Annotated in this window: 27 protein-coding genes; 15 read left to right on the top strand and 12 right to left on the bottom strand. The window is 42.2% G+C overall.

Annotated features, from left to right (window positions below; all coding sequences use genetic code 11):
- The first annotated feature begins 4 nt into the window (after positions 1-4).
- The 3 genes from SOO65_RS17565 to SOO65_RS17555 all read left to right on the top strand — a co-directional run bounded on the left by SOO65_RS17565 (position 5) and on the right by SOO65_RS17555 (position 1592).
- The gene (locus SOO65_RS17565) at positions 5-241 is read left to right on the top strand and encodes a hypothetical protein (RefSeq protein WP_321393424.1); all 237 of its coding nucleotides are present in this window, start codon (positions 5-7) and stop codon (positions 239-241) included.
- Between the two features lie 98 nt (positions 242-339).
- Positions 340-723 (top strand): hypothetical protein, encoded by a 384-nt coding sequence (locus tag SOO65_RS17560; RefSeq protein WP_321389488.1) that lies wholly within the window; start codon positions 340-342, stop codon positions 721-723.
- A complete protein-coding gene (locus SOO65_RS17555; protein ID WP_321400195.1) occupies positions 723-1592 on the top strand; it encodes an IS3 family transposase in 870 nt (289 codons plus the stop codon). Before SOO65_RS17560 ends, SOO65_RS17555 begins: the two co-directional genes overlap by 1 nt.
- A gap of 40 nt (positions 1593-1632) precedes the next feature.
- Here SOO65_RS17555 and SOO65_RS17550 read toward each other — a convergent pair whose 3' ends face one another.
- Positions 1633-2370, bottom strand: coding sequence for a hypothetical protein (locus tag SOO65_RS17550; RefSeq protein ID WP_321393421.1), 738 nt, complete (start codon positions 2368-2370; stop codon positions 1633-1635).
- Positions 2371-2426: 56 nt separating this feature from the next.
- On the opposite strand from SOO65_RS17550, the gene SOO65_RS17545 reads away from it, so the two are divergent.
- Positions 2427-2708 carry a DUF4156 domain-containing protein gene (locus tag SOO65_RS17545; protein ID WP_321393418.1) on the top strand — a complete coding sequence of 94 codons (282 nt, stop codon included), beginning with the start codon at positions 2427-2429 and terminating at the stop codon, positions 2706-2708.
- Here the strand turns inward: SOO65_RS17545 and SOO65_RS17540 are convergent.
- On the bottom strand, positions 2705-3637 hold the full coding sequence (locus SOO65_RS17540) for a MerR family transcriptional regulator (RefSeq protein WP_321393415.1): 933 nt from the start codon (positions 3635-3637) through the stop codon (positions 2705-2707). The two genes, SOO65_RS17545 and SOO65_RS17540, sit on opposite strands and share 4 nt — an antisense overlap.
- 77 nt (positions 3638-3714) lie before the next feature.
- On the opposite strand from SOO65_RS17540, the gene acs reads away from it, so the two are divergent.
- The gene (gene acs, locus SOO65_RS17535; RefSeq protein ID WP_321393412.1) at positions 3715-5661 is read left to right on the top strand and encodes an acetate--CoA ligase; all 1947 of its coding nucleotides are present in this window, start codon (positions 3715-3717) and stop codon (positions 5659-5661) included.
- 9 nt (positions 5662-5670) lie between these two features.
- Positions 5671-6162: a GFA family protein gene (locus SOO65_RS17530; protein ID WP_321393409.1), complete on the top strand. Its 492-nt coding sequence runs from the start codon at positions 5671-5673 to the stop codon at positions 6160-6162.
- Here SOO65_RS17530 and rnk read toward each other — a convergent pair.
- The 6 genes from rnk to rpsT all read right to left on the bottom strand — a co-directional run bounded on the left by rnk (position 6159) and on the right by rpsT (position 10478).
- The gene (gene rnk, locus SOO65_RS17525) at positions 6159-6560 is read right to left on the bottom strand and encodes a nucleoside diphosphate kinase regulator (protein ID WP_321393407.1); all 402 of its coding nucleotides are present in this window, start codon (positions 6558-6560) and stop codon (positions 6159-6161) included. The genes SOO65_RS17530 and rnk overlap by 4 nt on opposite strands.
- 180 nt (positions 6561-6740) lie before the next feature.
- Positions 6741-7916 (bottom strand): hypothetical protein, encoded by a 1176-nt coding sequence (locus SOO65_RS17520; RefSeq protein WP_321393404.1) that lies wholly within the window; start codon positions 7914-7916, stop codon positions 6741-6743.
- Between the two features lie 140 nt (positions 7917-8056).
- Positions 8057-8683 (bottom strand): TPM domain-containing protein, encoded by a 627-nt coding sequence (locus SOO65_RS17515; protein ID WP_321393401.1) that lies wholly within the window; start codon positions 8681-8683, stop codon positions 8057-8059.
- Positions 8683-9549, bottom strand: coding sequence for a TPM domain-containing protein (locus SOO65_RS17510; protein ID WP_321393399.1), 867 nt, complete (start codon positions 9547-9549; stop codon positions 8683-8685). Before SOO65_RS17510 ends, SOO65_RS17515 begins: the two co-directional genes overlap by 1 nt.
- Positions 9549-10121 carry a LemA family protein gene (locus SOO65_RS17505; protein WP_321393396.1) on the bottom strand — a complete coding sequence of 191 codons (573 nt, stop codon included), beginning with the start codon at positions 10119-10121 and terminating at the stop codon, positions 9549-9551. The genes SOO65_RS17510 and SOO65_RS17505 overlap by 1 nt, the downstream gene beginning before the upstream one ends.
- A 90-nt stretch (positions 10122-10211) precedes the next feature.
- Positions 10212-10478: a 30S ribosomal protein S20 gene (rpsT, locus tag SOO65_RS17500; RefSeq protein WP_321393393.1), complete on the bottom strand. Its 267-nt coding sequence runs from the start codon at positions 10476-10478 to the stop codon at positions 10212-10214.
- A 159-nt stretch (positions 10479-10637) separates the two neighbouring features.
- Here rpsT and SOO65_RS17495 point away from each other — a divergent pair, with 159 nt between their 5' ends.
- From SOO65_RS17495 to SOO65_RS17480, 4 genes are all read left to right on the top strand, one after another.
- On the top strand, positions 10638-11495 hold the full coding sequence (locus SOO65_RS17495) for a 3-hydroxybutyryl-CoA dehydrogenase (protein ID WP_321393390.1): 858 nt from the start codon (positions 10638-10640) through the stop codon (positions 11493-11495).
- Positions 11485-12267, top strand: a complete 783-nt coding sequence (locus SOO65_RS17490) for an enoyl-CoA hydratase/isomerase family protein (protein WP_321393387.1) — start codon at positions 11485-11487, stop codon at positions 12265-12267. The genes SOO65_RS17495 and SOO65_RS17490 overlap by 11 nt, the downstream gene beginning before the upstream one ends.
- Before the next feature lie 12 nt (positions 12268-12279).
- On the top strand, positions 12280-13422 hold the full coding sequence (locus SOO65_RS17485; RefSeq protein ID WP_321393385.1) for an acyl-CoA dehydrogenase: 1143 nt from the start codon (positions 12280-12282) through the stop codon (positions 13420-13422).
- 99 nt (positions 13423-13521) lie between these two features.
- The gene (locus SOO65_RS17480; RefSeq protein ID WP_321393382.1) at positions 13522-14778 is read left to right on the top strand and encodes a hypothetical protein; all 1257 of its coding nucleotides are present in this window, start codon (positions 13522-13524) and stop codon (positions 14776-14778) included.
- Positions 14779-14803: 25 nt separating this feature from the next.
- On the opposite strand, the gene SOO65_RS17475 is transcribed toward SOO65_RS17480, so the two are convergent.
- The 3 genes from SOO65_RS17475 to SOO65_RS17465 form a co-directional block, all read right to left on the bottom strand.
- Positions 14804-15523 carry a hypothetical protein gene (locus SOO65_RS17475; protein ID WP_321393379.1) on the bottom strand — a complete coding sequence of 240 codons (720 nt, stop codon included), beginning with the start codon at positions 15521-15523 and terminating at the stop codon, positions 14804-14806.
- Entirely contained in the window at positions 15510-15977 is a 468-nt protein-coding gene (locus SOO65_RS17470; RefSeq protein ID WP_321393375.1) for a hypothetical protein, read from the bottom strand. The genes SOO65_RS17475 and SOO65_RS17470 overlap by 14 nt, the downstream gene beginning before the upstream one ends.
- 122 nt (positions 15978-16099) lie before the next feature.
- Entirely contained in the window at positions 16100-16579 is a 480-nt protein-coding gene (locus tag SOO65_RS17465) for a hypothetical protein (protein WP_321393373.1), read from the bottom strand.
- A gap of 104 nt (positions 16580-16683) precedes the next feature.
- On the opposite strand from SOO65_RS17465, the gene SOO65_RS17460 reads away from it, so the two are divergent.
- Together SOO65_RS17460 and SOO65_RS17455 are read left to right on the top strand one after the other, a co-directional pair.
- Positions 16684-17847, top strand: a complete 1164-nt coding sequence (locus SOO65_RS17460) for a thiolase family protein (RefSeq protein WP_321393372.1) — start codon at positions 16684-16686, stop codon at positions 17845-17847.
- Positions 17847-18938: a Crp/Fnr family transcriptional regulator gene (locus tag SOO65_RS17455; RefSeq protein WP_321393370.1), complete on the top strand. Its 1092-nt coding sequence runs from the start codon at positions 17847-17849 to the stop codon at positions 18936-18938. The genes SOO65_RS17460 and SOO65_RS17455 overlap by 1 nt, the downstream gene beginning before the upstream one ends.
- Before the next feature lie 20 nt (positions 18939-18958).
- Here SOO65_RS17455 and SOO65_RS17450 read toward each other — a convergent pair whose 3' ends face one another.
- Positions 18959-20407 carry a hypothetical protein gene (locus SOO65_RS17450; RefSeq protein WP_321393368.1) on the bottom strand — a complete coding sequence of 483 codons (1449 nt, stop codon included), beginning with the start codon at positions 20405-20407 and terminating at the stop codon, positions 18959-18961.
- Positions 20408-20592: 185 nt separating this feature from the next.
- On the opposite strand from SOO65_RS17450, the gene SOO65_RS17445 reads away from it, so the two are divergent.
- Genes SOO65_RS17445 through SOO65_RS17435 form a run of 3 tightly spaced genes read left to right on the top strand, consistent with a single transcriptional unit; the run spans position 20593 to position 22783 of the window.
- Positions 20593-21369, top strand: coding sequence for a GYF domain-containing protein (locus tag SOO65_RS17445; protein WP_321393365.1), 777 nt, complete (start codon positions 20593-20595; stop codon positions 21367-21369).
- Entirely contained in the window at positions 21369-22256 is an 888-nt protein-coding gene (locus tag SOO65_RS17440; protein WP_321393364.1) for an alpha/beta fold hydrolase, read from the top strand. The genes SOO65_RS17445 and SOO65_RS17440 overlap by 1 nt, the downstream gene beginning before the upstream one ends.
- Positions 22253-22783: a hypothetical protein gene (locus tag SOO65_RS17435; RefSeq protein ID WP_321393362.1), complete on the top strand. Its 531-nt coding sequence runs from the start codon at positions 22253-22255 to the stop codon at positions 22781-22783. Before SOO65_RS17440 ends, SOO65_RS17435 begins: the two co-directional genes overlap by 4 nt.
- Positions 22784-22877: the final 94 nt, after the last annotated feature.

Below are 22877 nucleotides of genomic sequence, written 5' to 3'. Positions count from 1 at the left end.
TCTCATGAAAAAGTTTATTCTAGCTCTTACTCTTGCATGCTCAACACTTCCAGCTTTCGCTCAGGCCTATGGCTCATGTCAGGTGGCCGCGATTGATCGTTATAACAGAGTCGTTGCACGTTTCTACGGCCAGACTGATCACCGTGGAGTCTGCCAGAATGCTCTTCGCCAGTGTAATTATGAAATCAGAATGCGCGGATGGTATGATCTTCGTTGCGTTCAATATCGCTCACGTTGGTAAATAACAAAGGGCCCTACTGATCTGTACCCCATTTTCTAGACAAGCTAAAAAAACCGCTTTTCTAAAAAATGGGCTAAAATCCTTAAAAGGAGCAGATTATGAGGGCCTTTTCTCTTTCTGAGCGCAAAAAGCTCACAACTAATCCCTACGTTATTAAAATTACCGAAAAATCTATTTCGTTCAGCAATGAATTTAAACGGCTCATGCTCCATGGAGTAGATGACGGTAGAACTCGTCAACAATTCTTCAATGATACTCTTAGTGTTAACTGCTTCGATAAGAAGTACGTTGACTCCTCACTGAATAGATGGAGAAGAGAAGAAAAGTTTAAAAATGTACCAAAGAAGCGTGGTCGCCGGAAAGATCCTAATAAAATGACTATCGAGGAGCTCAAAGCCGAACTTGCTCTCCAAAAGGAGATCAATGCTCAGCTAAAAAAGGCCCAAGGTCTCACCGAAGACGATCCGCTGTTTTTTCTTTAATCGGTGAGGCCATCTCCAAAGATCCATCGTTAAATCGCTCCTATCTTTGTCGTTTAATGTCTGTTAGTCGAAGTGGATTTTATTCCTCTCGAAAATCCTCAGAGGCCCGCCAAGAAAGAGATAGAATGGCATGTAAGATCATTAAGCATTATCACGAGAGAAGTAGGAAAAAAGCAGGTATCATCACGCTTGATTTACTCATGCGAAGAGATGGACATGTTATAAACCACAAAAAGATCGCCAGAATTAAACGAGAGTATGGATTTGAAACAAAAATCCGTCGTCGAAATCCTTATCGCGCAATCCCTTTGAAGTCTGGGGAGCATGTCGAAATACCAAACTTACTTAAAAGAGACTTCTATCCACCACTTCCAGATCAGGTGTATTCGACAGATATGACTTACTTGTATTATGGAAATTGTGACAAAGCTTTCTTGTCAGCGACCAAAGACCTTGCGACTAACGAGATCGTCTCTTACAAATTAATGAAAACACCAACAGTATCTGCATTTGCATGCGAGTTCAAAGAATTGCTGAGTAAGATTCCAATCGAGAAAAGAACTGATCTAATGATTCATTCAGATCAAGGCTTCCAATATACTAATGAAGAATTTAGAGCAGTTCTGAGGCTAGCAGGTGTAACTCAGTCGATGTCACGGAGAGGTAATTGCCTAGATAACGCACCAATTGAATCATTTTTTGGTCACTTCAAAGATCTCTTAGAGATTAAAAAATGTCGATCATATGAAGAGGTTGAAAAGGTGGTATCCAGTACCATCAAATATTATAATGAAGAAAGGCCCCAAAAGGGTTTAAATAAAAAGCCCCCGGCAGAATACCGAGGGCTATTATTAAGCGGTTTTTTTTAAATGTACTTTTTATGGGGTACAGTTTATACGGGCCCTTTTCTTATTGAATCTCTGGATGAACTCCGTCACAGCTTTTGATTCTTATCTTTTCTTCTCTCGAAACACTCACATATTTTTTTAAACGCTTAAATCCTGAGAAGATGATCTTCTTTTTTGAATTGTAGGGAGCGATCTCTACATAGTAGTCGCCCACTAAAGAGTTCCCACCGTTGAATGAGCTTGGAGTAAGTTCTACCAGTTGGCTTTTTTCAAGATATGGAGAGGTCTGTCCAATTGATAGCTCAAATGGTTCATTTTCGCCTTTGATCTCCATTTTATCGATTTTAAGATCATGTCCGAATGCAGGACATTTGAAAGTACGGAACCGTTCAGACGCATATGCGGCCGCATAATACACTTTCATAGAAACATTTGTTGCCGCTCCCGCGCCCTGGTTTCCTCGAGATAATTTGCGGGGACGAAAGAGGGTATACATAGAGCCCAGGTCCTGAGTTTCTGAACCGCGATTCACAATCAAACGCAGAATCCAGGCATCCACACCTTTTTGATCTGTGAGATAATCCAGGTCTTCTTGTTTAATCTTTGGCATTTCAACTAAGAAAGTGAAGCTTTGAGAGACTTCTACTTCCTTCGGATTTCCCACCAGCCATTCGATTTCATTTAAATGGGTGATGTCCATTTCAACAGGTGTAATTTGAACTCCCATGGCATCACGAGAGACTTCAGCGTACTTCGTACATGAATATAAGAGCAGGAGACTCAGGAATAATGCTTTCATGGCCCGATCCTTTAAGTATAGGTATCATTATAAAACAAAATTAAATGGGAGTGATGATGAAGTACTTAATTCCGCTTTTTATCCTGGGCGCTTGTTCTTCAGGTCCAGTTCAACTTACAGAAAAGGCCAAAAACCTTGAAGTATATGCTCAGAAACCAACTGAATGCCGCGTACAAGGCAAAGTTGTCGGCAAAGATGAAATGGGAAGCAAAGAGCTTGCACTCAACGATGCTCTAAATCAGGCGGCCGATCTTAAAGCAACTGGGATCTTCGTGAATCAAGAAGTTCCGAATGGAAAGGTCATGCAGGTTTTCGCGACTGCATATCAATGTGATTAATATCTAGATAAACAATCATCAAGGGCCTCAAGACTTGGAAAGAAAGAGATTTTTCTTTTATCCAGTTCTTCTCGAGTAGAAGGCTTGAGGTTTCCTCCCACCCAGATTTCCGAACCAACTTGAAGTTTAGTTGAAAGGTCTTGAAGGTAAGAAACTAGGCTTTGTCTTTCGTTGATTTCACTTCTTGTTGTACCTAAAAGAATCGCCCTACATTTCAAAGCATTCGCAGCTTGAGCAAGAGATTCCGCAGGCATATTTGGACCCATGAATATAAATTTAATGCTGTGATGAACGCACAGAAGAGCTGATGCCAAGATTCCAATCTCATGAAGTTCGCCTTCCGGAGTTGAAATAAGAATGAGATCTTCCTTCACTTGTTTTTTCTGATAATGCTGGCCGATCATTTGTCCCACATGAAAACCAACGATGGCGCTAAGAGTATGCTCTTGTGCAATTGAAAGCTCACCATGCGAAACTTTTGTTCCAATCGCTTGAAACAGAGGCACCAGTACATTCAAACACAAATCACGAGGACTTAAGAGTGTTCTGGCCTTTTCCATTTCATGAGAAATGATGTCCAGTTTGTATGCTGAAAGAGCGATTTGAAAATTATTTAAGATCTTATCGTATTCGATTTTCTCGTGGTGAGGAGTCACCAGTTGAAGTTCATCGTAAGGACGGTGCATGAGATTAGTAAAAACTAATTTAAGCTCTTCCAATTCCAGATGAGCAATTTTACCAATGCTTTGACCAATCTCAGTAAGTTTAAAGAGGAGAGCTAGTTTCTCGATGTCTTTTTCGGAATAGAGACGATGCTTATTATCAGCGCGCTCAGGTACGACTGCATTATAGCGCTTCTCCCATGCCCTAATGGTTGCACTGGCTACACCTGAGAGTTGAGAGGCAACTTGGATATTGAAATACTGCATCGGAATGATTTTACCACAGTAATACCTAGAAAAGAAGAGTGCTCAATGCCATGATATTCTCATGAAAAGGAATTCCTATGACACCTGAAAACATGTATCCGGTTAAGAGTGCAGTTAAGACAAAATCTTATTTAAAAGGCATGGAAGCCTACCAAGAGATGTATGAGCGATCAATCAAGGATCCAGAAGGTTTCTGGCTGGAAGCGGCAAAGAACCTCGATTGGTTTAAGTTTCCTGAAAAAGCAGGGCAAGGCGATTTTAAAAGAGTAAATCACTCATGGTTTATGGGTGGGAAATTGAATGTGACCTATAATTGCTTGGATCGACATCTGGCCAAGCGTGGGAATAAATCGGCACTTATCTGGGCCAAGGATGAACCTGGCCAGTATCAAAATATCACATACCAAGAAGTTTATGAAAATGTCTGTCGCCTAACCAATCTTCTTGAGGCCCAAGGGGTAAAGAAAGGGGACAGAGTCTGTATCTATCTTCCGATGATTCCGGAACTGGTTTATTCAGTCCTTGCTTGTGCTCGCCTTGGGGCAGTTCATTCAGTGGTGTTTGGAGGATTCAGTGCCGATTCTTTGAAAGGAAGGATCATCGATGCTGAATGCAAAATCGTAATCACTGCCAATGAAGGTCTTCGCGGCGGGAAGAAAGTTCCACTAAAAAACATCACTGATGATGCCATCAAGGACATTGATTTCGTAAAAACCGTACTTGTGGTGAATCGTACATCGGCACAAGTAAATATGGTGGAAGGCCGAGATTATAACTACGAAGAAGAAATCAAAAAGTATCGTCCAGTTGCTCCTTGTGCGACTGTGGATGCGGAAGATCCTCTTTTCATCCTTTATACTTCTGGGTCAACAGGCAAACCAAAGGGTGTGATGCATACGTCTGGTGGTTACCTGACTTATGCCGCTTTCACGCATAGGTATATCTTTGATTATCATGAAGATGATGTTTACTTCTGTACGGCCGACGTAGGTTGGGTGACCGGACACTCTTATGTTGTGTATGGACCTCTGGCCAATGGTGCAACGAGTGTTCTCTTCGAATCAATTCCTTCTTATCCCGATGCTGGCCGCTACTGGCAAGTCATTCAGGATTTAAAGGCGACCATCTTTTACACGGCCCCAACTGCACTTCGTTCACTTGCCCAGTCGGGTGATGAGATTGTGAAGAAATATGATCGTTCGAGCCTTCGTATTCTTGGAACTGTTGGCGAACCTATCAATCCAGAAATCTGGAAGTGGTATCACGATGTGGTAGGTGAGAGTCGCTGTGATATCGTGGATACTTGGTGGCAAACAGAGACCGGAGGAATTCTTATCACTCCAATCCCAGGTGTCACTCCAACTAAGCCAGGTTCTGCCACTCTTCCGTTCTTTGGCGTGCAACCCCTGATTGTGAAACCAGAGAATGGTGAAGAAGTTAAAGGCAATGGAGTAGAGGGAGCGCTTTGTATCAAGTCTTCTTGGCCAGGCCAGGCCCGTACGATTTATAAAGATCATGCTCGTTTTGTTGAGACTTATTTCACTCAGTATCCTGGACTTTACTTCACTGGAGACGGATGTCGCCGTGATGAAGATGGTTATTACTGGATCACAGGTCGTATTGATGATGTGTTAAACGTTTCAGGTCACCGCCTGGGAACAGCAGAAGTTGAAAGTGCTCTGATGGAGCATCCGGAAATCGCTGAGGCCGCAGTTGTTGGTTACCCACATGACATTAAAGGTGTGGGGATTCATGCTTATGTGATTCTGTATGAGCACAAAGAATCAACCAAGGAACTTGTAGAGAGTATCAAAGACGTGGTTCGCGAAAAAATCGGAAGATTTGCGGCCCCAGATATTATTCATATTACAAAAGGACTTCCTAAAACTCGTTCAGGAAAAGTGATGAGACGAATTCTTCGTAAGATCGCTTCTCATGAATACGGAGGTCTTGGTGATACTTCTACTTTGTCTGAACCAGGAGTGGTGGACAATCTTGTGGAAGAGCACAAAAAACTAAAATAGGAGTCTCCTATGAAACTGCACGGATCGTGCCACTGTGGGAAAGTTTCGTTCACGGTAAATTCAGTGAATTTTTATCCCTACCAGCTTTGTTACTGCAGCATATGTCGAAAAACGCAGGGCGGAGGTGGCTTCGCGATTAATCTTGGAGCTGACGCCAAGTCGCTTAAGGTGAAAGGTAAGAAGTTTATCTCCGTTTATCGCGCCAAAGTAAGCAATCCTGATGAGAAGACCTATCAAAGTTCAGGAGAAAGAAATTTTTGTAAAATCTGTGGTTCTGGACTTTGGTTATATGATCCTGATTGGCCGGAGCTTGTTCACCCCTTTGCTTCAGTCATTGATACGCCATTACCAGTCACTCCTCACAAAACCCATTTAATGGTGGAGTTTAAGGCCCCTTGGGTAAAGTTAGAGAAGAAAAGGGGAGACAAAATCTTCCAACGATACCCAAAGGAATCAATTCAAGAATGGCATGATCGAGTGATCAGGCACAAAAAAAATTAAAGATGCCAATCGCCGCTGGCCTCTGGTTGATAAAGAACTTCCAGAATTTTCAATGTTCTGGTTTTTCCATCCGGGAACATCCAGTTAATTTCCTGTCCCACACGAAGACCAATGATGGCCGAACCTAGCGAAGCAAGAACTGAAATTTTTCCCTCTGAAAAGTTGGCGTCCGACGGATAAACCAGCGTAATGGTCATTTCCTTGTTTTCCTGGACGTTTAAAAATTTGACCTTCGAATTCATGGTCACAAGATCGCTAGGCACTTCATTATCATTGATGATGCTGGCGCGATCGAGCTCTAGCTCGAGGTTTTCGAAGTCTTCGGATTTCTGAAAGCTGAGTACGTGTTTAATGCGTAATAAATCTTTCTCTGTAATGAGAATACCATCTTCAATCATGTAAGATCCTTGTTGGCGTTTAAAAAATGTATGGAAAAAAAATTGATGACTGGACGTAGAAGACCAGTCAGTGATTACACTGTGACAGTTTTGCGAGAATTGATGAGAGCGTGATTGATTATCATCATGTCACTATTATAGATAGAAGGGCCGCCCTTTTCAAGCGGCCCGTCTTCTTTATTATCGACGGAGTGGCCGATAAACAAACTTTAGATTAGCTAGTGGCATAGGTGAGTTTTTGAAGTTCTTCGAACGACCGTACATCCACATGAAATCAGGTCGAGTTGATGAAATCCATTCGCCACCAATAACTTTCCCAGAGCCGTCAATTTCTACGATGTATTCATAGTCCTTAGAACGGAATTCCTGGTGTGGAGTCAGGGTCACGGGCTGTTTCGAAACAAAGTTTCTGGCACCTGAGGCCGCTAGTTCAGGAGTGAAGAATTTTAGCTCTTCTCCGTAAGTCATTTTCAATCTTACGTGAACTCTTTTTGCAATACCTTGAGCTCTGTGAGCAGGTGTTACTTCAACATCTCTCACATCACTTGTTGAGTAGCTGTGAATCGGTTGATTCCAAACATCGTTAAATCTGTCGATATCGGCAACAAAGCCCTTTCCTAGAAGACCAATCATGTTTGTGATTACAACGTGAAACGCACCAGCGTTTACATCACGACAATCCGGAGATTCCGCTAGTTCACGAGGTGGGTACATACGGTGTTCAGGACGATCTCGATCATCGCCTTCGCCTTCAACCTTACCATTCACTTTACAACGTCTTCCAACGAAACCGAAAATTTCGCCTTTGTAGTTGTAGGCCTCATGCATGGCCAGAAGCGCTTTCACATCCGATGAACCAAATGGAACTTTAATTCCAGCAGCGTTTGTTACGACCACTGGCTCTGGCTCAGGATAGTTGATCGCGGCCTGTGCCCATCCGTGACAGATACCTTCCCACCAAAGATCTCTTGGAGAGTAGAGGTTGAAAGCACGTCTTGTGAGTGTGTAGTTATAATCGTTGTTAGCAATATCGTATAATTCAGCAGGAGATAACTTACCGAGTTCTTCTTGGCTCATTTTTGCAAGTTCTTCCCTCGAATGAAGGCGATACTTGAAAGGTTCTGGATTCGGATGATTCCAACGATAGGCCACACCACCTTTATTCGATGGCCAGTATGATTCAGACCAACCGAGACGATCGTCTGAAAGTTTACCCATCTTCGGAAGTGCATTGTAGTTCAAAATCAAATTGATTCCTGCGATCCTTCTGAAGTTATTCGGATGACTGGAACCATCGTAGACTTCTGCCCAACTTGGGGGAATAGCAAGCATTAAGCCGATTAAAAGAAACTTCATGTTATCTCCTTAGATAGAAGTTTGCCGATGAAGTTTATAGCCAATGAATTTTGTATGCTCAATTATGGGAGATTGAAATTTACAATGAAGTTTTAACCATAAGCTTTAACTTGTTAATGCTAAAGCACATGCTATCTGCATTAGAGGAAGTGAATTTGGTCTTTTAGTTCTGATGGTTTTGCGTCACTGACTCTTCCACCGAAATCTTTCAAGATTTTTTCTTCCAAAGATTGGATGCTTTGAATAAAACCTAGACCCATGTTGCCATCTTTGAAGTGCTTCTTCATGATCGAAACAAGTTCATTAAGTTCTTCTTGGGTGATGTGTGTTTTTAACTTTTCATCAACAAGAACCATGATTCTCTTCTCGAGAACAGAGACCATAATCATCGCCGTTACTTTATGAGATACCTGAGATGTTCCGAGAGTATGGAAGTATTCAAGCGACTTCTCACCACACTCGCGATCAATCTCCCAATCACTCAAAGCAAGACGTTTGGCCCAAGGGAAATGTCCGACCCAAGTCATGAGAAGAGTGAGTAGAAGAATAGTGAGTGGCCAGAAATACGAATGATGAAATTCAAAATAATAACTGAAACAAAGTGAAAGCATGAAGCCAGCGATCACACCAAAACGCCATGAGGCCGCGGGATATGGATCAGAAGAATCCGCTACAACTAAAAGTAACTCGCAGCCAGTCGTCGCTTCAAACTGTTTGAGGCGAGATTCAACATGCTGAACATCATCTTGTAGTAAAATCTTTTTCATTACCAGTTCCCCGAAGAGCCGCCGCCCGAGAAGCCACCACCGCCGCCGCTCCAGCCTCCGCCTCCACCAAATCCACCGCCACCTCCGCCATAGCGACCACCACGGCCACCACCACTAGCAAGTAGAGCGAAGAGGAAGTTACTAATTCCTATTAGACCTAATAAAAAGCCCACGATGAAAATAATCACCGCAAACATTGCAGCACCTGGAACCATTAAGAAGCTTGCACCTGCCATCCCGGCACCAGTGAATAGACCTCTGGCAAAAGGATTTCTTCTCATGATGAGATGAACGACTACGATAATCACAAGCATGATAGGGAAAAGACGATTAAGGAGTCCGTTACTCTGGCGAACCGGAGCTCGACGAACATAGGCCGTGCGTCCTGGATCGACCTGAATATTAAAACGTTTTGCAACATCTTCTTCGAAGAGACGAAGGGCCGCGTGAAATTCTCCACGACGAAAATATTCCGGAAAAATTTCGCGAGTGTATTTCGTGGTGTCGTAATCAGTAATTTCACCTTCAATGCCATTGCCCACTTCGATACGCATCTGGCGTTCGGCCTTTGCAATAATGACGAGCAAACCGTTGTCCTGATCTTTTGAACCTAGTTGCCATTTCTCAGCAACACGAATGGAGAATTCCTCAATGGGCCAGCCCTGCATATCCGGAACTGTCAGGATCGTTATCTGCGGACCCTTGTTGGTATAAATTTCGTAAGCGAGTTCGGCGAGATCATTTCGTTCAGCTTCATTCAAAAAGCCCGCTTGATCCATGACCGGAGAAGTTAAAGCGGGGAGCTGTAGTTCAGCTCCCCAGACTTGTAGAGAAAATAAAAGGAGAAATGAGAAAAGTAAGCGCACTAGAATTTAACTTCAGGTGTTTTCTGTTCAGTTTCATCAACTGAGAACTGAGGCTTCTTATCAAAGTGATGAATAAGAGAGTTTGTTAAGCTTGTCGGGAAAACAGTCACAAGGTTATTGAACTCTTGAACAGCTTCAATATAACGACGACGAGCGATCGCGATTCTGTTTTCAGTTCCTTCAAGTTGAGCTTGAAGACCCTGAAAGTTTTGGTTCGCTTTAAGATCCGGGTAACGCTCAGACACCACCATCAAACGGCCAAGCGCTTGAGAAACACCTGATTGAGCTTGCTGGAACTCTTGCAGTTTTTCCGGAGTAAGATTTTTTGGATCAACAGTAACAGAAGTTGCTTTCGCACGAGCTTCCATTACACCTTCCAAAGTTTCCTTCTCATGAGAAGCGTAACCTTTAACTGTGTTAACCAGGTTAGGGATAAGGTCTGTGCGACGCTTGTATTGGTTCAGAACTTCTGCCCAAGAAGCTTCCACATTGTTATTTGATTGAGGGATTGATTGTAGACCACAAGAAACGAGGAAGAGTGATCCGAGAACGATTGTAATAAACGATTTCATTAAAGCTCCTGAGTTGAACAAAAAACAAAAAACCCAAAGTACTTTAAATACTTTGGGTTCATTTTTGTTTAAATCAAGTGCTAAAGCAAATTATTTATTGATTGAAGCAACAAGCTTAGTAAGACGCGATGTCTTACGAGAAGCAGTTTGCTTCTTCATAGCTGGTGACTTAGCAAGTTTAGCAAGAAGTGATTGAGCTTTAACTAGAAGTGTACGAGCTTCAGCTACGTCACCTTTAGAAACAGCAGCGCGAAGTGCTTTTACAGCAGTTCTTGATGCAGCAGTTTTAGTTTTGTTCGTCATGCGACGTTTTTTTTCTTGTTTAGCTCTTTTAACTGATGATTTGTGATTAGCCACAGTGGTTCTCCTAATTCATTTTCTTTCAAAAATATTGCGATGTTATAAACCTAAAGCCACCTTCATGGCAATAGTGAATTGATAAAGGTCTTTGGCAAATGATCCACTATAAGGTACCTTTTGTCCGCTAAATCTCTATATTATAAGGAATATCATCCTATGAAAAACATTCAAGCTATTGGAATTGTTGGTGCTGGTCAAATGGGACGAGGGATCGCTCAAGTTGCTGCCCAGACCGGATTTGAAGTAATTCTTTTTGATGCTTTCAAAAATTCTCTCGATTTTGGTCATAATTTTATTAAGACGCAGCTAGACAAAGGTGCCGAAAAGGGCAAATGGTCGGCCGACGATGCTAAAAACGCTTTCGGAAAAATCAAAGCGACAACAGATATTAATGATCTTAAAAACTGTGACCTGGTTGTTGAAGCGGCGACAGAAAAAAAAGAACTTAAATTCGAAATTTTCAAGAATCTAGATGCGGTTGTTAAGGCCGACGCTATTCTTGCTTCAAATACTTCTTCTATTTCTATTACTGAAATCGCAGCAGTTACTAAGCGTCCGCACCTTGTTGCTGGTATGCACTTCATGAACCCTGTTCCAGTAATGAAGCTAGTTGAAGGTATCCGTGGTCTTGAAACATCTGATGAGACTTTCAATACAGTTGCAGCTGTCGCTGAGAAAATGGGCAAGGTATTCGTTCGTGCGAAAGACTATCCTGGTTTCGCTGTTAACCGCATTCTCATGCCAATGATTAACGAAGCTGTTTACGCTCTTTATGAAGGTGTTGCTGAAGTCAAAGATATCGATACAGCAATGAAGCTTGGCACGAACCAGCCAATGGGTCCACTAGAGCTGGCTGACTTCATCGGTCTAGATACATGTCTGGCGATCATGAACGTTCTTCATGATGGTCTGGCCGATACGAAATACCGTCCATGTCCTCTTCTTAAGCAGTATGTAGCTGCTGGCAGATACGGTCGCAAAAATGGTAAAGGGTTCTATTCTTATGACAAATAATTTCGAGACAATTGTATTAGATACTACTGGTGAAGTAGGGATTCTTACTATCAACCGTCCGGCGAAACTGAATGCTCTCAACATTCAAGTTCACCGTGAACTTAAAGCATGTCTAACTGAGCTTCAGAATTCAAAACTTAAAGGTTTGATTCTGATTGGTGAAGGCGAGAAGGCCTTTATCGCGGGTGCTGACATCGCAGAAATGAAACCAATGGCCTCAGGCGAAGCTCAAGCTTTCGCAGAACTTGGCCAACAAGTTACACTTCTCATGGAATCACTTCCATTCCCAACAATTGCGGCCGTGAACGGTTTTGCGCTTGGTGGTGGTTTTGAAATGGCCATGAGCTGTGACTTCATCTTCGCTTCTAAAAATGCCGTATTCGGTCTTCCGGAAGTGAAGCTTGGACTTATCCCTGGTTTCGGCGGAACTCAACGTCTTGCTCGCATTGTGGGCGAAAGACGCGCTAAAGAACTTATGTTCTCTGGCCGCAATGTAACCAGTGAAGAGGCGAAGTCTCTTGGAATTATTCTTGAAGTTTTTGAAGATAAAGCAAAGCTTCTTGAGGGTTGTCAGAACTGGTTCAAACTAGCTAATGCCAATTCAAATTACGCCATTGCCAGAGCGAAAGAAACGCTTCGTGACGGTATTGAAAAGTCTCTGGTTGAAGGTCTTGCTGTTGAAGCAAAAGCTTTCGGCAACATCTTTCAAACTGAGCAAATGATCGAAGGAACAACTGCCTTCGTGGAAAAAAGAAAAGCCAATTTTAAATAAAAGGACACTCATATGCTACTTGATGAACAGTACAAAGAAATTCGTGACATGGTTAAGAAGTTTTCTGATACAGAAATTCTTCCTTTCGCTCAACAAGTTGATCACGAAGGCCACCTTCCACAATCTCAAATCCAGAAACTTGCTGATAACGGTTTCTTAGGATCATATGTTCCTGAGGAGTACGGTGGTGCAGGTATGGACTATATGTCTTACTCACTCATCGTTGAAGAAATCTCTCGTAACTGTGCTTCTACAGGCGTGTTTGTTTCTGCTCACACTTCACTTGGTATCTGGCCAATTCTTAACTTCGGTACAGAAGCTCAGAAGAAAAAATATCTCCCAAAGATGGCATCTGGTGAATGGATCGGTTGTTTCTGTCTTTCAGAACCAAACGCAGGTTCAGATGCTGGATCTCTTACAACTTTTGCTGAAGACAAAGGTGATCACTGGGAAATTAACGGTGTAAAAAACTGGATCACAAACGGTAAAGAGGCCGGTGTTTGTATCGTTTTCGCCAAGACGAAAAAGACTCCGGACTATAAAGGAATTTCTTGTTTCATCGTTGAGACAACAACTCCTGGTTTCTCAATCATCAAAGAAGAAGACAAACTAGGGATCCGTGGATCATCTACTTGTCAGCTTGCTTTCGATAAAGTGAAAGTACCAAAAGATGCTCTTCTTGGTGATCTTGAAAAAGGTTTCCGTGTAGCGATGGCAACTCTTGATGGCGGTCGTATCGGTATCGCTTCTCAGGCCCTGGGTATCGCTCAAGGTGCTTTTGACTACGCAATCCGTTACACAAAGCAGCGTGTACAGTTCGGCGCGCCACTTTCTGACCTTCAAGGGATTCAGTTTATGTTGGCGGATATGAGTACAAAAATTGGTGCTTCACGTCTTCTGATTTACCACGCTTCAGCTCTTAAGGATGCAGGGCAGCCATATTCAAAAGAATCTGCCCAGGCCAAGCTTTTCGCCTCTGAATCAGCTATGTGGATCACCACAAAGGCCATTCAGCTTTGTGGCGGTAACGGCTATACCAGAGAATACCCGGTTGAACGTATGTTCAGAGATGCCAAGATTACTGAAATCTACGAAGGGACTTCTGAAGTTCAGCGCATGGTTATTGCGTCTAGCGAATTAAAAGCAGTTCACTAATTTTTACGCTCGTCAATGGACACTCTGTTTGCTAGAGTGTCCATTAAATTTGTTTTATTCGCGTAGTGCACGCGTCTGTTATTATTTGAGGAGAAAAACATGGCGAAAAAGAAGCCTGCTGCTAAAATGCCAGTGAAAAAACCAGTAGCAAAAGCTGCGGTCAAAAAACCGGTAGCGAAAGCTCCTCCAACAAAAAAAGCGGCACCAATGGCAAAAAAAGTTCCTGCAAAGAAACCGGCAGCTCCAGCTAAGAAAGCGGCCCCGGCTCCAAAGAAAGTTGAAAAGAAAGTTGCGCCTAAAGCTGCTGCTCCAAAGGCAAAACCTCTTTCAAAAGAACAAGAGAAGAAGCTAAAAGAAAAAGAGAAAGCTCTTCTTGCGAAAGAAAAAGCACAAGCTGCTAAAGATGCTGAAAAGGCCAAAGCTCAAGCTGCCAAAGACAAAGAGAAAGAAAAAGCTCTTGCGGCGAAAGAGAAGGCGAAAGCTGAAGCAGATAAGAAAAAACAAAAAGAATTAGAAAAGAAAAATAAAGAAGCTGAAAAGCTTAAAGCTAAGGCCGATAAAGAAGCTGAAAAAGCGAAGGCAAAAGCTGATAAGGCCTCTACTAAAAAATCTAAGAAAGCATCTGACGAAGAAGATGAAGAAGACTTCGACGATGAGGACGAGGATTTTGATGATGAGGATCTTGGCGGTGAAGAATACGACGGTGAAGAAGAAGTTGTAGAATCTAAAAAACGCCCTTCTGAAGATGATGATTTTGATGAGTTCGAAGAGGACTACAAAAAATCTAAAGAGAAGAAAAAAACAGGTAAGAAGGCCTACGAAGAAGAAGATGGTCACGTTGATCTTTTCCAATCTAAGCCTTCGAAGAAATACAACAATGCTGTTCTAGCTGATCTGGAAAACAACATTGCTGATGAAATTGCGCAACTTCGCGAACACTTCAATTGGAAGGAAATCGCTGAATCAATCGCGACAATGGATTTCTTCATTGATGCTAAAAACGATGAGTGTATTGAGAAGGGCTGTGACAACATTCGCACGACTCAAAGCTACTGTCGTCTGCACTACCTAAAGAACTGGAAAACGGTACAGAAGAAGCGCGATATCCTTAAAGAAGGTAAACTTCAGGAGTATATCGAAGAGCTTATTTCTAAATACCCACCGAAGTATATCGAAGCTCTTCTTTCAGATCTTTCTGATGATAAAGAGTTCTACAAAGTTCTTAATGAGCTTAACATCACTTCTGAATTTGATTTCGAAGAGGATGAATTTGAAAATGCGGTGGATGATGATGATTCTGATGATGATATCGGAATTGAAACAATCTCTAGTTCACTTCGTTACGAAGACGAATGATAAAAGGCTCCGAAAGGAGCCTTTTTTATTTCTTACAGAGAGGGAAGTCCCTCACGAGTCGCATAATCAGTCCGCCATCTTTCTTTCGGATCTCATGCCAGTAGGCGTGTGCCCCTCGGCCAAATAGCGTTCCATTACCTTCGTAAACGCCCTTTTTACCTTTCAACTGTTCATTCATGATCTCAAGGCCGCATTTAAGATTCGCTACATCCGGCCTAATATTGGCGACAGCACAGCTGTTTCCACTATCTCCACCTCTCCAATCGCGATCGTCTCGGTTTTGATTTAGCTGAAGCAATCCAGCTGCAGTTCCGTGAGTGGCCTTTTTATTTAATGTTTCTGCACCACAAGTACTTTCCTTCCAGGAAATCGCCGCAAAAACCCAGACCCAATAAAAGGCCTGTTGTTCTCTGCTGAGGTTTACCCAATTAGGACAGGCCATCTGAAGACCGACACTGTCTTTACGAAAGTATTGAGAGCCAGGAATAGAGCTGATGTGTGAAACAATCGTCTTTCCCAGAGGACCTAACTTTCCATTGCTATCAATGAATTTTGAGCAATCTGCTCCATTGCCGTAATACTTCTTGCTGAGTTTGAGTGATTCTTCTTCACAGGTGACAGTTGGGCCTTGAATGGCAGTACTTGTAAGGGCCTTAACGCCTTGTTTGATAACATCTTCGTTTGAAGCAAAGGCCTCGAAAGATGAGAGCAGAAATAGGAGAGGAATGATTTTATTCTTTATCATTCGCGCTCCACTTTAAAATGCACTCAATTTTCCTGAGATTGTCTTTTTTGGTGTATTTAATCTGATCTTTATTAACTTCAAGTAGTTCTTCAGACACGTGTTCTAGCTTCTTCTGATCCTTGGGACAAGAGTGAACAGTGGTCTTCATTAAAAGTCTGTTACCAAGAAGCTTGCTTTCTACGTCTTCTGCACATGTTTCAGCATCAGCTTTTACAGAGTTCAACTTCTCTTTGGTAGGTTGATGAAAAGTAATAGTAGGGCCAACCATAAGTACTTCTGAGCCTTCTTTACCTACGAAACGAAACGGGCCATCAGAGCAGTTATCATCAGCATCTTTAATGACTTCAACTTTACCTTGTGTGAGGCCAAGAGATTTGTAGATATCCGCAGGTGCAGCAAAGGCACTTAAAGGAAGGATGAATGTCAAAATGAGGGAAAGAGTCTTCATCGACATGAAAACAGTATAGAGCAGTCCGGGATATCTACAAAACGTTTGTTTATGAGGGGAAAAAAGTGTCGTGAATGCAGGAAGTTAGGCCCTCAAAAGAGGGCCAGTTTTTAAGCAATGATTAACTTTTAGTGGTCAGTTTCCTCTTCAAGGTCCTGAAATTCCTCTCCTAGAAGCTTATCGGCCTCCAGAGTGAGGTTGATGTTCTCTCTTGAGAGCTTATAGAAGTAATTCTGGTTTTTGTGACTTACTTCCTGCCAAGTTGGCTCAAACTCATCCCATTCAGAATCAGCAAAAATCTCATCGAAGAAGAGGCCCACGATATCGATGAAATTCGCCTGAGTCTCTTTTACTTTTTCTTCTGTGGCCATCTGATCTGGCTCGCAAGAAAGGAAACAAGTAATCGGAGAAAGATACTCATCTTTCTCTGAGAGATACGAAACCGTTAGAAGAAGTTCTTCTGGATATACTTGTCCATATACGTCGAAATAACGACCGTTCTGTTTACACTCACTTTTGTATGTTTCATTTAAAAGTCGATTTAGACTTTCTAGCCATTCAGATGGGAGGGATTTACCTTGTTTTGAAGTCTTTTTTCTAGCTAACATGACGCCCCGCCTTAAGTGAAAGATTTAGTGGTCTTTTATATGCCCCTTAATTAAAATATTTGGAAAAGAAAGACAATCTTATCATTCTGAAAAAGGATCATTTTATGGCAGTTTATATTCTTGGCGGTGCCCGCACGGCCATCGGTAGTTTTCTTGGTACACTTTCACAAGTTCCTGCTCCAAAACTAGGTGCAGCAGCAATTGAAGGTGCACTTCAAAAATCAAATATTGAAAAAAATAAAGTTGATGAAGTTTTCATGGGTAACGTGATTAGTTCTGGTGTTGGCCAGGCCCCTGCACGTCAGGCCTCTCTGGGTGCTGGTATTCCAGAAAGCGTTCCAACAACAACTGTTGGTAAGGTTTGTGGTTCTGGTCTTCAAGCAATCATCCTTGGTGCTCGTTCAATCATGACTGGTGATAACCAGGTAGTTGTGGCCGGTGGTATGGAGAACATGTCACTTGCTCCTCACATGCTCATGAACTCTCGTAACGGTTTTAAGTTCGGTCCAACAGAGATGAAAGATTCTATGGCATGGGACGGTCTAACTGACGCTTACAGAAATGTAGCGATGGGTGTTTGTGCTGAAGAGTGTGTAAAAAAATATAGCATGAGCCGTGAAGAGCAAGATGCTTTCGCGATTGAATCTTTCAAACGCGCTCAGGCCGCTGCTAAAGAAGGCGTATTCAAAGACGAAATCGTTGCTGTAAAAGTTCCTGCTAAAGGCGGCACAACAGATATCACTGAAGATGAAGGTCCATTCAAGGCCAACTTCGAAAAAATGCCGGGTCTTAAGCCTGCTTTTGAAAAAGACGGAACAATCACAGCAGCTAACGCTTCAACTATCAATGATGGTGCGGCTGCCGTAGTTCTTGCTGGTGACGCTTTCGCTGATAAAGCAGAATTCAAGATTCTTGGTTACGCTTCAAATGCTCAGAACCCAACTTGGTTCACAACTGCTCCAGTAGACGCGATCAATAAGGCCCTTAAGAAGGCCGGTCTTTCAATGGAACAAATCGATCTATTCGAAATTAACGAAGCATTCGCAGCTGTAACAATGGCAGCGATGAAGGAATGTAAAATTCCTCACAATAAAGTAAACGTATTCGGTGGCGCAGTTGCTATTGGTCACCCAATCGGTGCTTCTGGTGCTCGTATTATGGTTACTCTTATGAACGCCATGAAAAAGAAAAATGCTAAATACGGTTGTACAGCAATCTGTATCGGTGGTGGTGAAGCACTAAGTGTTATCATCGAGAAGATCAGATAATGACAACTCCGGCAGCGGCCCAAGCTAAATCAGGTCTCAAAACCTTTAAGCCAGGTGAGATCCTCTTTAATGATGGAGACGCTGCCGATTCGCTTTTTATTATTCAGAAAGGTCAGATCCGTCTCTTTAAACCAAAAGGGAAGGGGTACATCGAAATCGCGGTTCTCCGCTCTGGCGAAGTGATCGGTGAGATGGCCTATTTTGATGAAGACGGTTCTGGAAAAAAACGTTCTTGTTCTGCTTCTGCCATTACGCCAGTCGAGATCATTGAGATTTCATTCGCGGCCTTTGGTAAGACCATGTCGTCCCTCAATCCATGGTTCAAAACAATCATCAATACACTGGTAACACGTCTTCGTAAGAGCAATGCTCGCATTCGTGAACTTGAAGATAATCAAGCTTCAGTTTCTTATAGTGGTAAGCATGCGGGTTATGAATTTGTGAAGCCCATTGAGGTGATGAGAATTCTCGGAACGTTGTTTCTGGTTTTCAAAGCTCATGGTGAAGTGAAGGGATCGACTTTCACGATTAATAAGAAGACGCTTAATCTCTATACTCAGGACCTTTACACCATCATGGAAGTAAAGCAGGAGAGTGTGATTAATATTCTGGTTGCTCTTGGTTGGATGGAAGTTGCGGAAGACGCTGATAAACTACCAAACATTCTGACGTTGAAGCATGTAGAACTCATTCGTCAGGTCTTCATCTATTACAATTCTGAACGTCATCTTCCGGAAGAGAAGAAAATTCAAATCGGTGAGAAGTGTCAGACTCTCATTGGGAAGATGCTTGAGAAGGCCGAAGGAGCTGTTTCTACGATTCCAAATCTTAAGGCCGATTCGGATTACAAACCGAAATTCACTCAGTATTACAATCTCACGAATGTCCTCAAAGAGTTTCAAGCAGAAAACGTGGCCATCGGTGCTGATCAAACTGAAGATGGAAAGAACCTAAGTATCTTTGGTGAGGTGTTGATCGATAATGCCGGGACGATGGTAGAGATTGATTTTGAGAAGATGAAGAAGCTCTATCCGATTATCTGTTTCATGAATGCCATCAAGAAATTAAATCAAGAGAAGGCCCCGATTTAGGGCCTTCGCTCAATAAATCATTAGATTGAAGATGGGATGAAGTTCACTTGAACGTTGTCACCTGACTTGTAGTAATTACTCTCTCCGTTCAGTTGAAGAATAAAACCTGTCGCCGGTGTGGCCGGTGAAATACTATCATTCGGATCTGACGTCTCGACCTTTGTGTTTTGTACAGTTGTGTTCCCTAGATAAGTCCATCCATTCGTTGCGCTTTGAGGAATCACTCGACCATTAATAGTTACGTAGATTGTTCCAACTTGTGGAGCTCTATCTAGTTTTATGTATCCAAAATATTCAGTTCTCGAAGTTGATTTAACTAAAACGCAATCAGGATAAGTTACTTCCGCCCCTGATTTGAACTCAATGAAGTGACGAACATTTTTTACGATTTGAACAGGGTTAGGATAATTTGTAGTTAGAATGTTTTTATCCGGAGCACTCTGACCGTTGTCAAATTTTGTATAGTCGCTTGCTGGAATTAGAGTCGAAGTTCCATTTGCACTGACTTTGCGAACTTCAAAGTTAACAAAATTTGCAGAAGTCGTATCATTAGGAACAAATTTAACTGGCCAAAAACGGTATGTGTGAGGAATTTCGACTTGTTTAATAGAATTATTTACCGAACTAAAAACTGAACTGATGTTCCCAGAACACAAGTCAAAGCTATCATCAGAATTAAAGGCCTGAGACATTCTTGTATAAGAATAGGTTGAGGCCCACCAGCCTTCCTTACAGCCAGAGGTCTTGGCCGTTACAGAGAAAAGTCTGAATTCTGGTGCCTGAAGTTGGGTCTTAATTGCATTCAGCTGGTTAAAACGCGTAGTAAACGCTGACTCAATTGGATAATTTGCACTGCTACTGTTAATTGCTTCGACCTCAGTATCAAATTTATTGGATACAATTACTACTAATTGATAAGCACCCTGACGAAGTAGACCTGTCTGGATATGACGATCCATAAACTTCTTCAAACGCCATAGTCCTCTTTCCACATGGGCAACATCTAGAACGTTATAAAAAGAAGTAAGTTCACTAGTAGAGATGACCTTTTTACTTGCAACACTAGATGGAAGTGCAGTCTCAGAATTTGTTAAAACACGAAAATCACTATTATCATCAGATGAATTGTAGTTCTGATAAGTGTTAATTAAATCGTGTGAAGGGTTTACTAGAGTCGTTGTGATAATGCGATAATCAAACTGACTTGAAATACTATTTAACGTTCCATTTACCGCATTCTTGATATCAGTGGATGAATAGTAGTAGCTCTGGGTGTTGTCCAGCATGTAGATAATATCGACTTTGGGTTTCACCAGAGTAAAATCAGAGCAAGAATATTGCTGATATTCCTTCACCGCATCCGGATTACTCGTAGAGGATTGAGGGGTCGTTCCGAATTGTTCTGATCCGCATCCCACGAAGGTTGCTAGAGCTAGAATAGAGAAAAAAGCCGACCATTTAATTTTCATAATTTCACCTTAAGGTATTTCCTGATCTACGAATCGGAGTAATAGGGGCGAAACTTTAGTTTTTGAGTAGAATACTTGACGTTCATTCACGGTGTTTCCTTAGGAAAATCTTGCCCTTACACCTAAAAAGCATATCGGTTGGAGTAATATATTATTAATAATTATTTCAATAGGTTGAGGATAGTATGGCGGACAATTGGTATTACGTTCAAAAAGGTAATCGTCAGGGGCCAGTAGAAATTGAAGTCATCATGTCGATGATCACTAATCAAGAACTTAAGGCCGAAGATTTTGTCTGGAAAAAAGGCTTCGAGAACTGGAAGAAAATTAAAGAAGTTCCAGAGCTAGAAGTTAAGCAAGCTCCTGCTCCTCAATTACCACCTGAAGTTGCGAAACTTCCTGAGAAAGAAATTAAATTCAGTACTTTAAATCCTGACGAAAGAGTCATCTTTATTCGCATTGGTGCGGACAGAGGAGGCGCTGCTACTGATTACGGCCCATTCAATCTGAAACAAATTAAGCAACTCTTTAAAGAGAACCGTATTAACGGTAAGACACTTGTTTTCGTAACAGGTATGAGAGATTGGAAACTTCTCGCTGATCTTCCAGAGTATCAGGAAGTATTTGAAGAAGTTCCGCCAATGATTCAAGAAGCGGATCGTAGAGCAGCGATTAGAAAACCATTCATCGCGCGTTTGTTTGTTCAGAATAATAAGAGTCTTTTCGAAGGTATTTGCCGTGATATTTCCATCGGAGGCATGCAAGTGCTTCTGGATAACTTCAAAGGCAATGCCGGAGATAAAATTTCAATTAACGTTCATCCGGAAAATACAGATTATCACTTCGTAGCGTCTGGTGTTGTTGTTCGTATCCTGGAAGGCAATTCGGGATTCTCGTTCCGTTTCCAGGGACTTTCTGACGAGGCCAAGCGTTCAATTGAAAAGTACGTTCAAGAAAATTAATGGCCAAGGGTATTGCTCCTTTCAAAACTGAAGATCATTCGTTTCCCGCCAGTGATGGCGAGTCTTCTATTTTTGTCCGCCATTTCACTCGTGGAACTCCGAAGATTCATTTCTTTTTAGTTCATGGGGCCCTGGAACATTCGGGCCGTCATATGGACCTGGTGAACTTCTGGTTAAAAAATTATCAGGAAGTGGCCGTTACTGTTTTTGATAACATCGGACACGGACGTAGTGGGGGAACTCGCGCGTACGTTGAAAGCTTCAAGCATTATGTTGAAGACTTTTTGAAAGCAGCAGAGTTTGTTCATAGTAAGAACTCTGATAAGACCCAGACCTTTATTTGTGCTCACTCACTGGGTGGTCTTATTACCCTCACTAGAATTCTGGATACGTCTTACGGCTATCCCTATCCTTTGAAAGGGCTGATCTTCTCAAGTCCATGCATTCGCCCTCAGGTGATGTTTGAATCCATTTCAGAACCTTTGGTCCGGAAGTTGGACAAACTTACTCCGAAACTCCATCTGCCAATGCTCTATAGCGGTTCAGACCTCACTCGGGACTCTGACCGTGCCAATGACTTCGATACTGATTCTTTGATTCCAAAATTTATTAGTGTCAGGATGGTTAAAGAGATCCTGGATGCCTGTCACCGTATCCGTGGACTTTCTTATTATTTGCGTATACCAAGTCTTTTTCTCATTGCCGGAACTGACAAGATCGTAGACCCAGAAGTTACGACTCTTTTTGCCCATGGGATTGATAAACAGCTAACCCAGATCGTACAATATCCACATCACCACCATGAATTGTGGAATGAGATAGATCGTCAAAGCATCTTTGAAACCATGAAGACATGGGTTGAAAAGCAGCTCAAGGAGACCCGATGAAATTCTTTTTAATGGCCATGCTCGTAGTAATGTCGGGATGTGCTGCTTATAAGAATTATAACCAGAGCACTAAAGGACAAGTCGTTATCCGCGGCGGTATTTATCAAAAAGAGGCCTGGGATGATCTTCTCGTTTTCCAAAGAATGAGCTGGTACCACGGTGTGACTCTTTATTATGATGCCCTTTTTTATAAGGCAGATTTGAATTCACCATTCGCAAAATGGTTCTCAGCTTCTGAGAAAGAGTTTTTTACAAAATGTGAATCGTTCCTGGTGACAGTAGGGTACAGCGCAGACCCTTCGAAAATTTCTCACGTAAACTTCCGCGAACAGATGAAACTCAACGGTTATGATGATGTGATCATTAATAACTTTGCTTCATATCTCCGTACCCATCCATCAGCGGCAGAGTGGAGATTCCAGAACTATAAATTAATGGGCTTTTGTAAGCGATCTCCAAGCCGTTTAAATACTCCAAATATCGCCATTAACTTCCCAAGTTTCCGTCACTTAGAGATTGAGCTTTAAGGGTCAAGTTAGTGAAATGGCGAAAGACCGCCTAATTTACATCAGCTCTGCCGATTTTTCTTAAGAAAATCTGCCAAGAACCGATAGGTACTTG

The sequence above is a fragment of the Peredibacter starrii genome, from assembly GCF_034259205.1.
Taxonomy (GTDB): Bacteria; Bdellovibrionota; Bacteriovoracia; order Bacteriovoracales; family Bacteriovoracaceae; genus Peredibacter; species Peredibacter starrii.
This window is presented reverse-complemented; position numbering and strand designations above follow the sequence as displayed.

What these genes read in the sequence shown, in the direction of transcription:
- SOO65_RS17565 (WP_321393424.1), top strand. Translation starts at nt 5, where the DNA reads ATGAAAAAGTTTATTCTAGCTCTTACTCTTGCATGCTCAACACTTCCA.
- SOO65_RS17560 (WP_321389488.1), top strand. Translation starts at nt 340, where the DNA reads ATGAGGGCCTTTTCTCTTTCTGAGCGCAAAAAGCTCACAACTAATCCC.
- SOO65_RS17550 (WP_321393421.1), bottom strand. Translation starts at nt 2,370, where the DNA reads ATGAAAGCATTATTCCTGAGTCTCCTGCTCTTATATTCATGTACGAAG.
- SOO65_RS17545 (WP_321393418.1), top strand. Translation starts at nt 2,427, where the DNA reads ATGAAGTACTTAATTCCGCTTTTTATCCTGGGCGCTTGTTCTTCAGGT.
- SOO65_RS17540 (WP_321393415.1), bottom strand. Translation starts at nt 3,637, where the DNA reads ATGCAGTATTTCAATATCCAAGTTGCCTCTCAACTCTCAGGTGTAGCC.
- acs (WP_321393412.1), top strand. Translation starts at nt 3,715, where the DNA reads ATGACACCTGAAAACATGTATCCGGTTAAGAGTGCAGTTAAGACAAAA.
- SOO65_RS17530 (WP_321393409.1), top strand. Translation starts at nt 5,671, where the DNA reads ATGAAACTGCACGGATCGTGCCACTGTGGGAAAGTTTCGTTCACGGTA.
- rnk (WP_321393407.1), bottom strand. Translation starts at nt 6,560, where the DNA reads ATGATTGAAGATGGTATTCTCATTACAGAGAAAGATTTATTACGCATT.
- SOO65_RS17520 (WP_321393404.1), bottom strand. Translation starts at nt 7,916, where the DNA reads ATGAAGTTTCTTTTAATCGGCTTAATGCTTGCTATTCCCCCAAGTTGG.
- SOO65_RS17515 (WP_321393401.1), bottom strand. Translation starts at nt 8,683, where the DNA reads ATGAAAAAGATTTTACTACAAGATGATGTTCAGCATGTTGAATCTCGC.
- SOO65_RS17505 (WP_321393396.1), bottom strand. Translation starts at nt 10,121, where the DNA reads ATGAAATCGTTTATTACAATCGTTCTCGGATCACTCTTCCTCGTTTCT.
- SOO65_RS17495 (WP_321393390.1), top strand. Translation starts at nt 10,638, where the DNA reads ATGAAAAACATTCAAGCTATTGGAATTGTTGGTGCTGGTCAAATGGGA.
- SOO65_RS17490 (WP_321393387.1), top strand. Translation starts at nt 11,485, where the DNA reads ATGACAAATAATTTCGAGACAATTGTATTAGATACTACTGGTGAAGTA.
- SOO65_RS17485 (WP_321393385.1), top strand. Translation starts at nt 12,280, where the DNA reads ATGCTACTTGATGAACAGTACAAAGAAATTCGTGACATGGTTAAGAAG.
- SOO65_RS17480 (WP_321393382.1), top strand. Translation starts at nt 13,522, where the DNA reads ATGGCGAAAAAGAAGCCTGCTGCTAAAATGCCAGTGAAAAAACCAGTA.
- SOO65_RS17475 (WP_321393379.1), bottom strand. Translation starts at nt 15,523, where the DNA reads ATGATAAAGAATAAAATCATTCCTCTCCTATTTCTGCTCTCATCTTTC.
- SOO65_RS17470 (WP_321393375.1), bottom strand. Translation starts at nt 15,977, where the DNA reads ATGTCGATGAAGACTCTTTCCCTCATTTTGACATTCATCCTTCCTTTA.
- SOO65_RS17465 (WP_321393373.1), bottom strand. Translation starts at nt 16,579, where the DNA reads ATGTTAGCTAGAAAAAAGACTTCAAAACAAGGTAAATCCCTCCCATCT.
- SOO65_RS17460 (WP_321393372.1), top strand. Translation starts at nt 16,684, where the DNA reads ATGGCAGTTTATATTCTTGGCGGTGCCCGCACGGCCATCGGTAGTTTT.
- SOO65_RS17455 (WP_321393370.1), top strand. Translation starts at nt 17,847, where the DNA reads ATGACAACTCCGGCAGCGGCCCAAGCTAAATCAGGTCTCAAAACCTTT.
- SOO65_RS17450 (WP_321393368.1), bottom strand. Translation starts at nt 20,407, where the DNA reads ATGAAAATTAAATGGTCGGCTTTTTTCTCTATTCTAGCTCTAGCAACC.
- SOO65_RS17445 (WP_321393365.1), top strand. Translation starts at nt 20,593, where the DNA reads ATGGCGGACAATTGGTATTACGTTCAAAAAGGTAATCGTCAGGGGCCA.
- SOO65_RS17440 (WP_321393364.1), top strand. Translation starts at nt 21,369, where the DNA reads ATGGCCAAGGGTATTGCTCCTTTCAAAACTGAAGATCATTCGTTTCCC.
- SOO65_RS17435 (WP_321393362.1), top strand. Translation starts at nt 22,253, where the DNA reads ATGAAATTCTTTTTAATGGCCATGCTCGTAGTAATGTCGGGATGTGCT.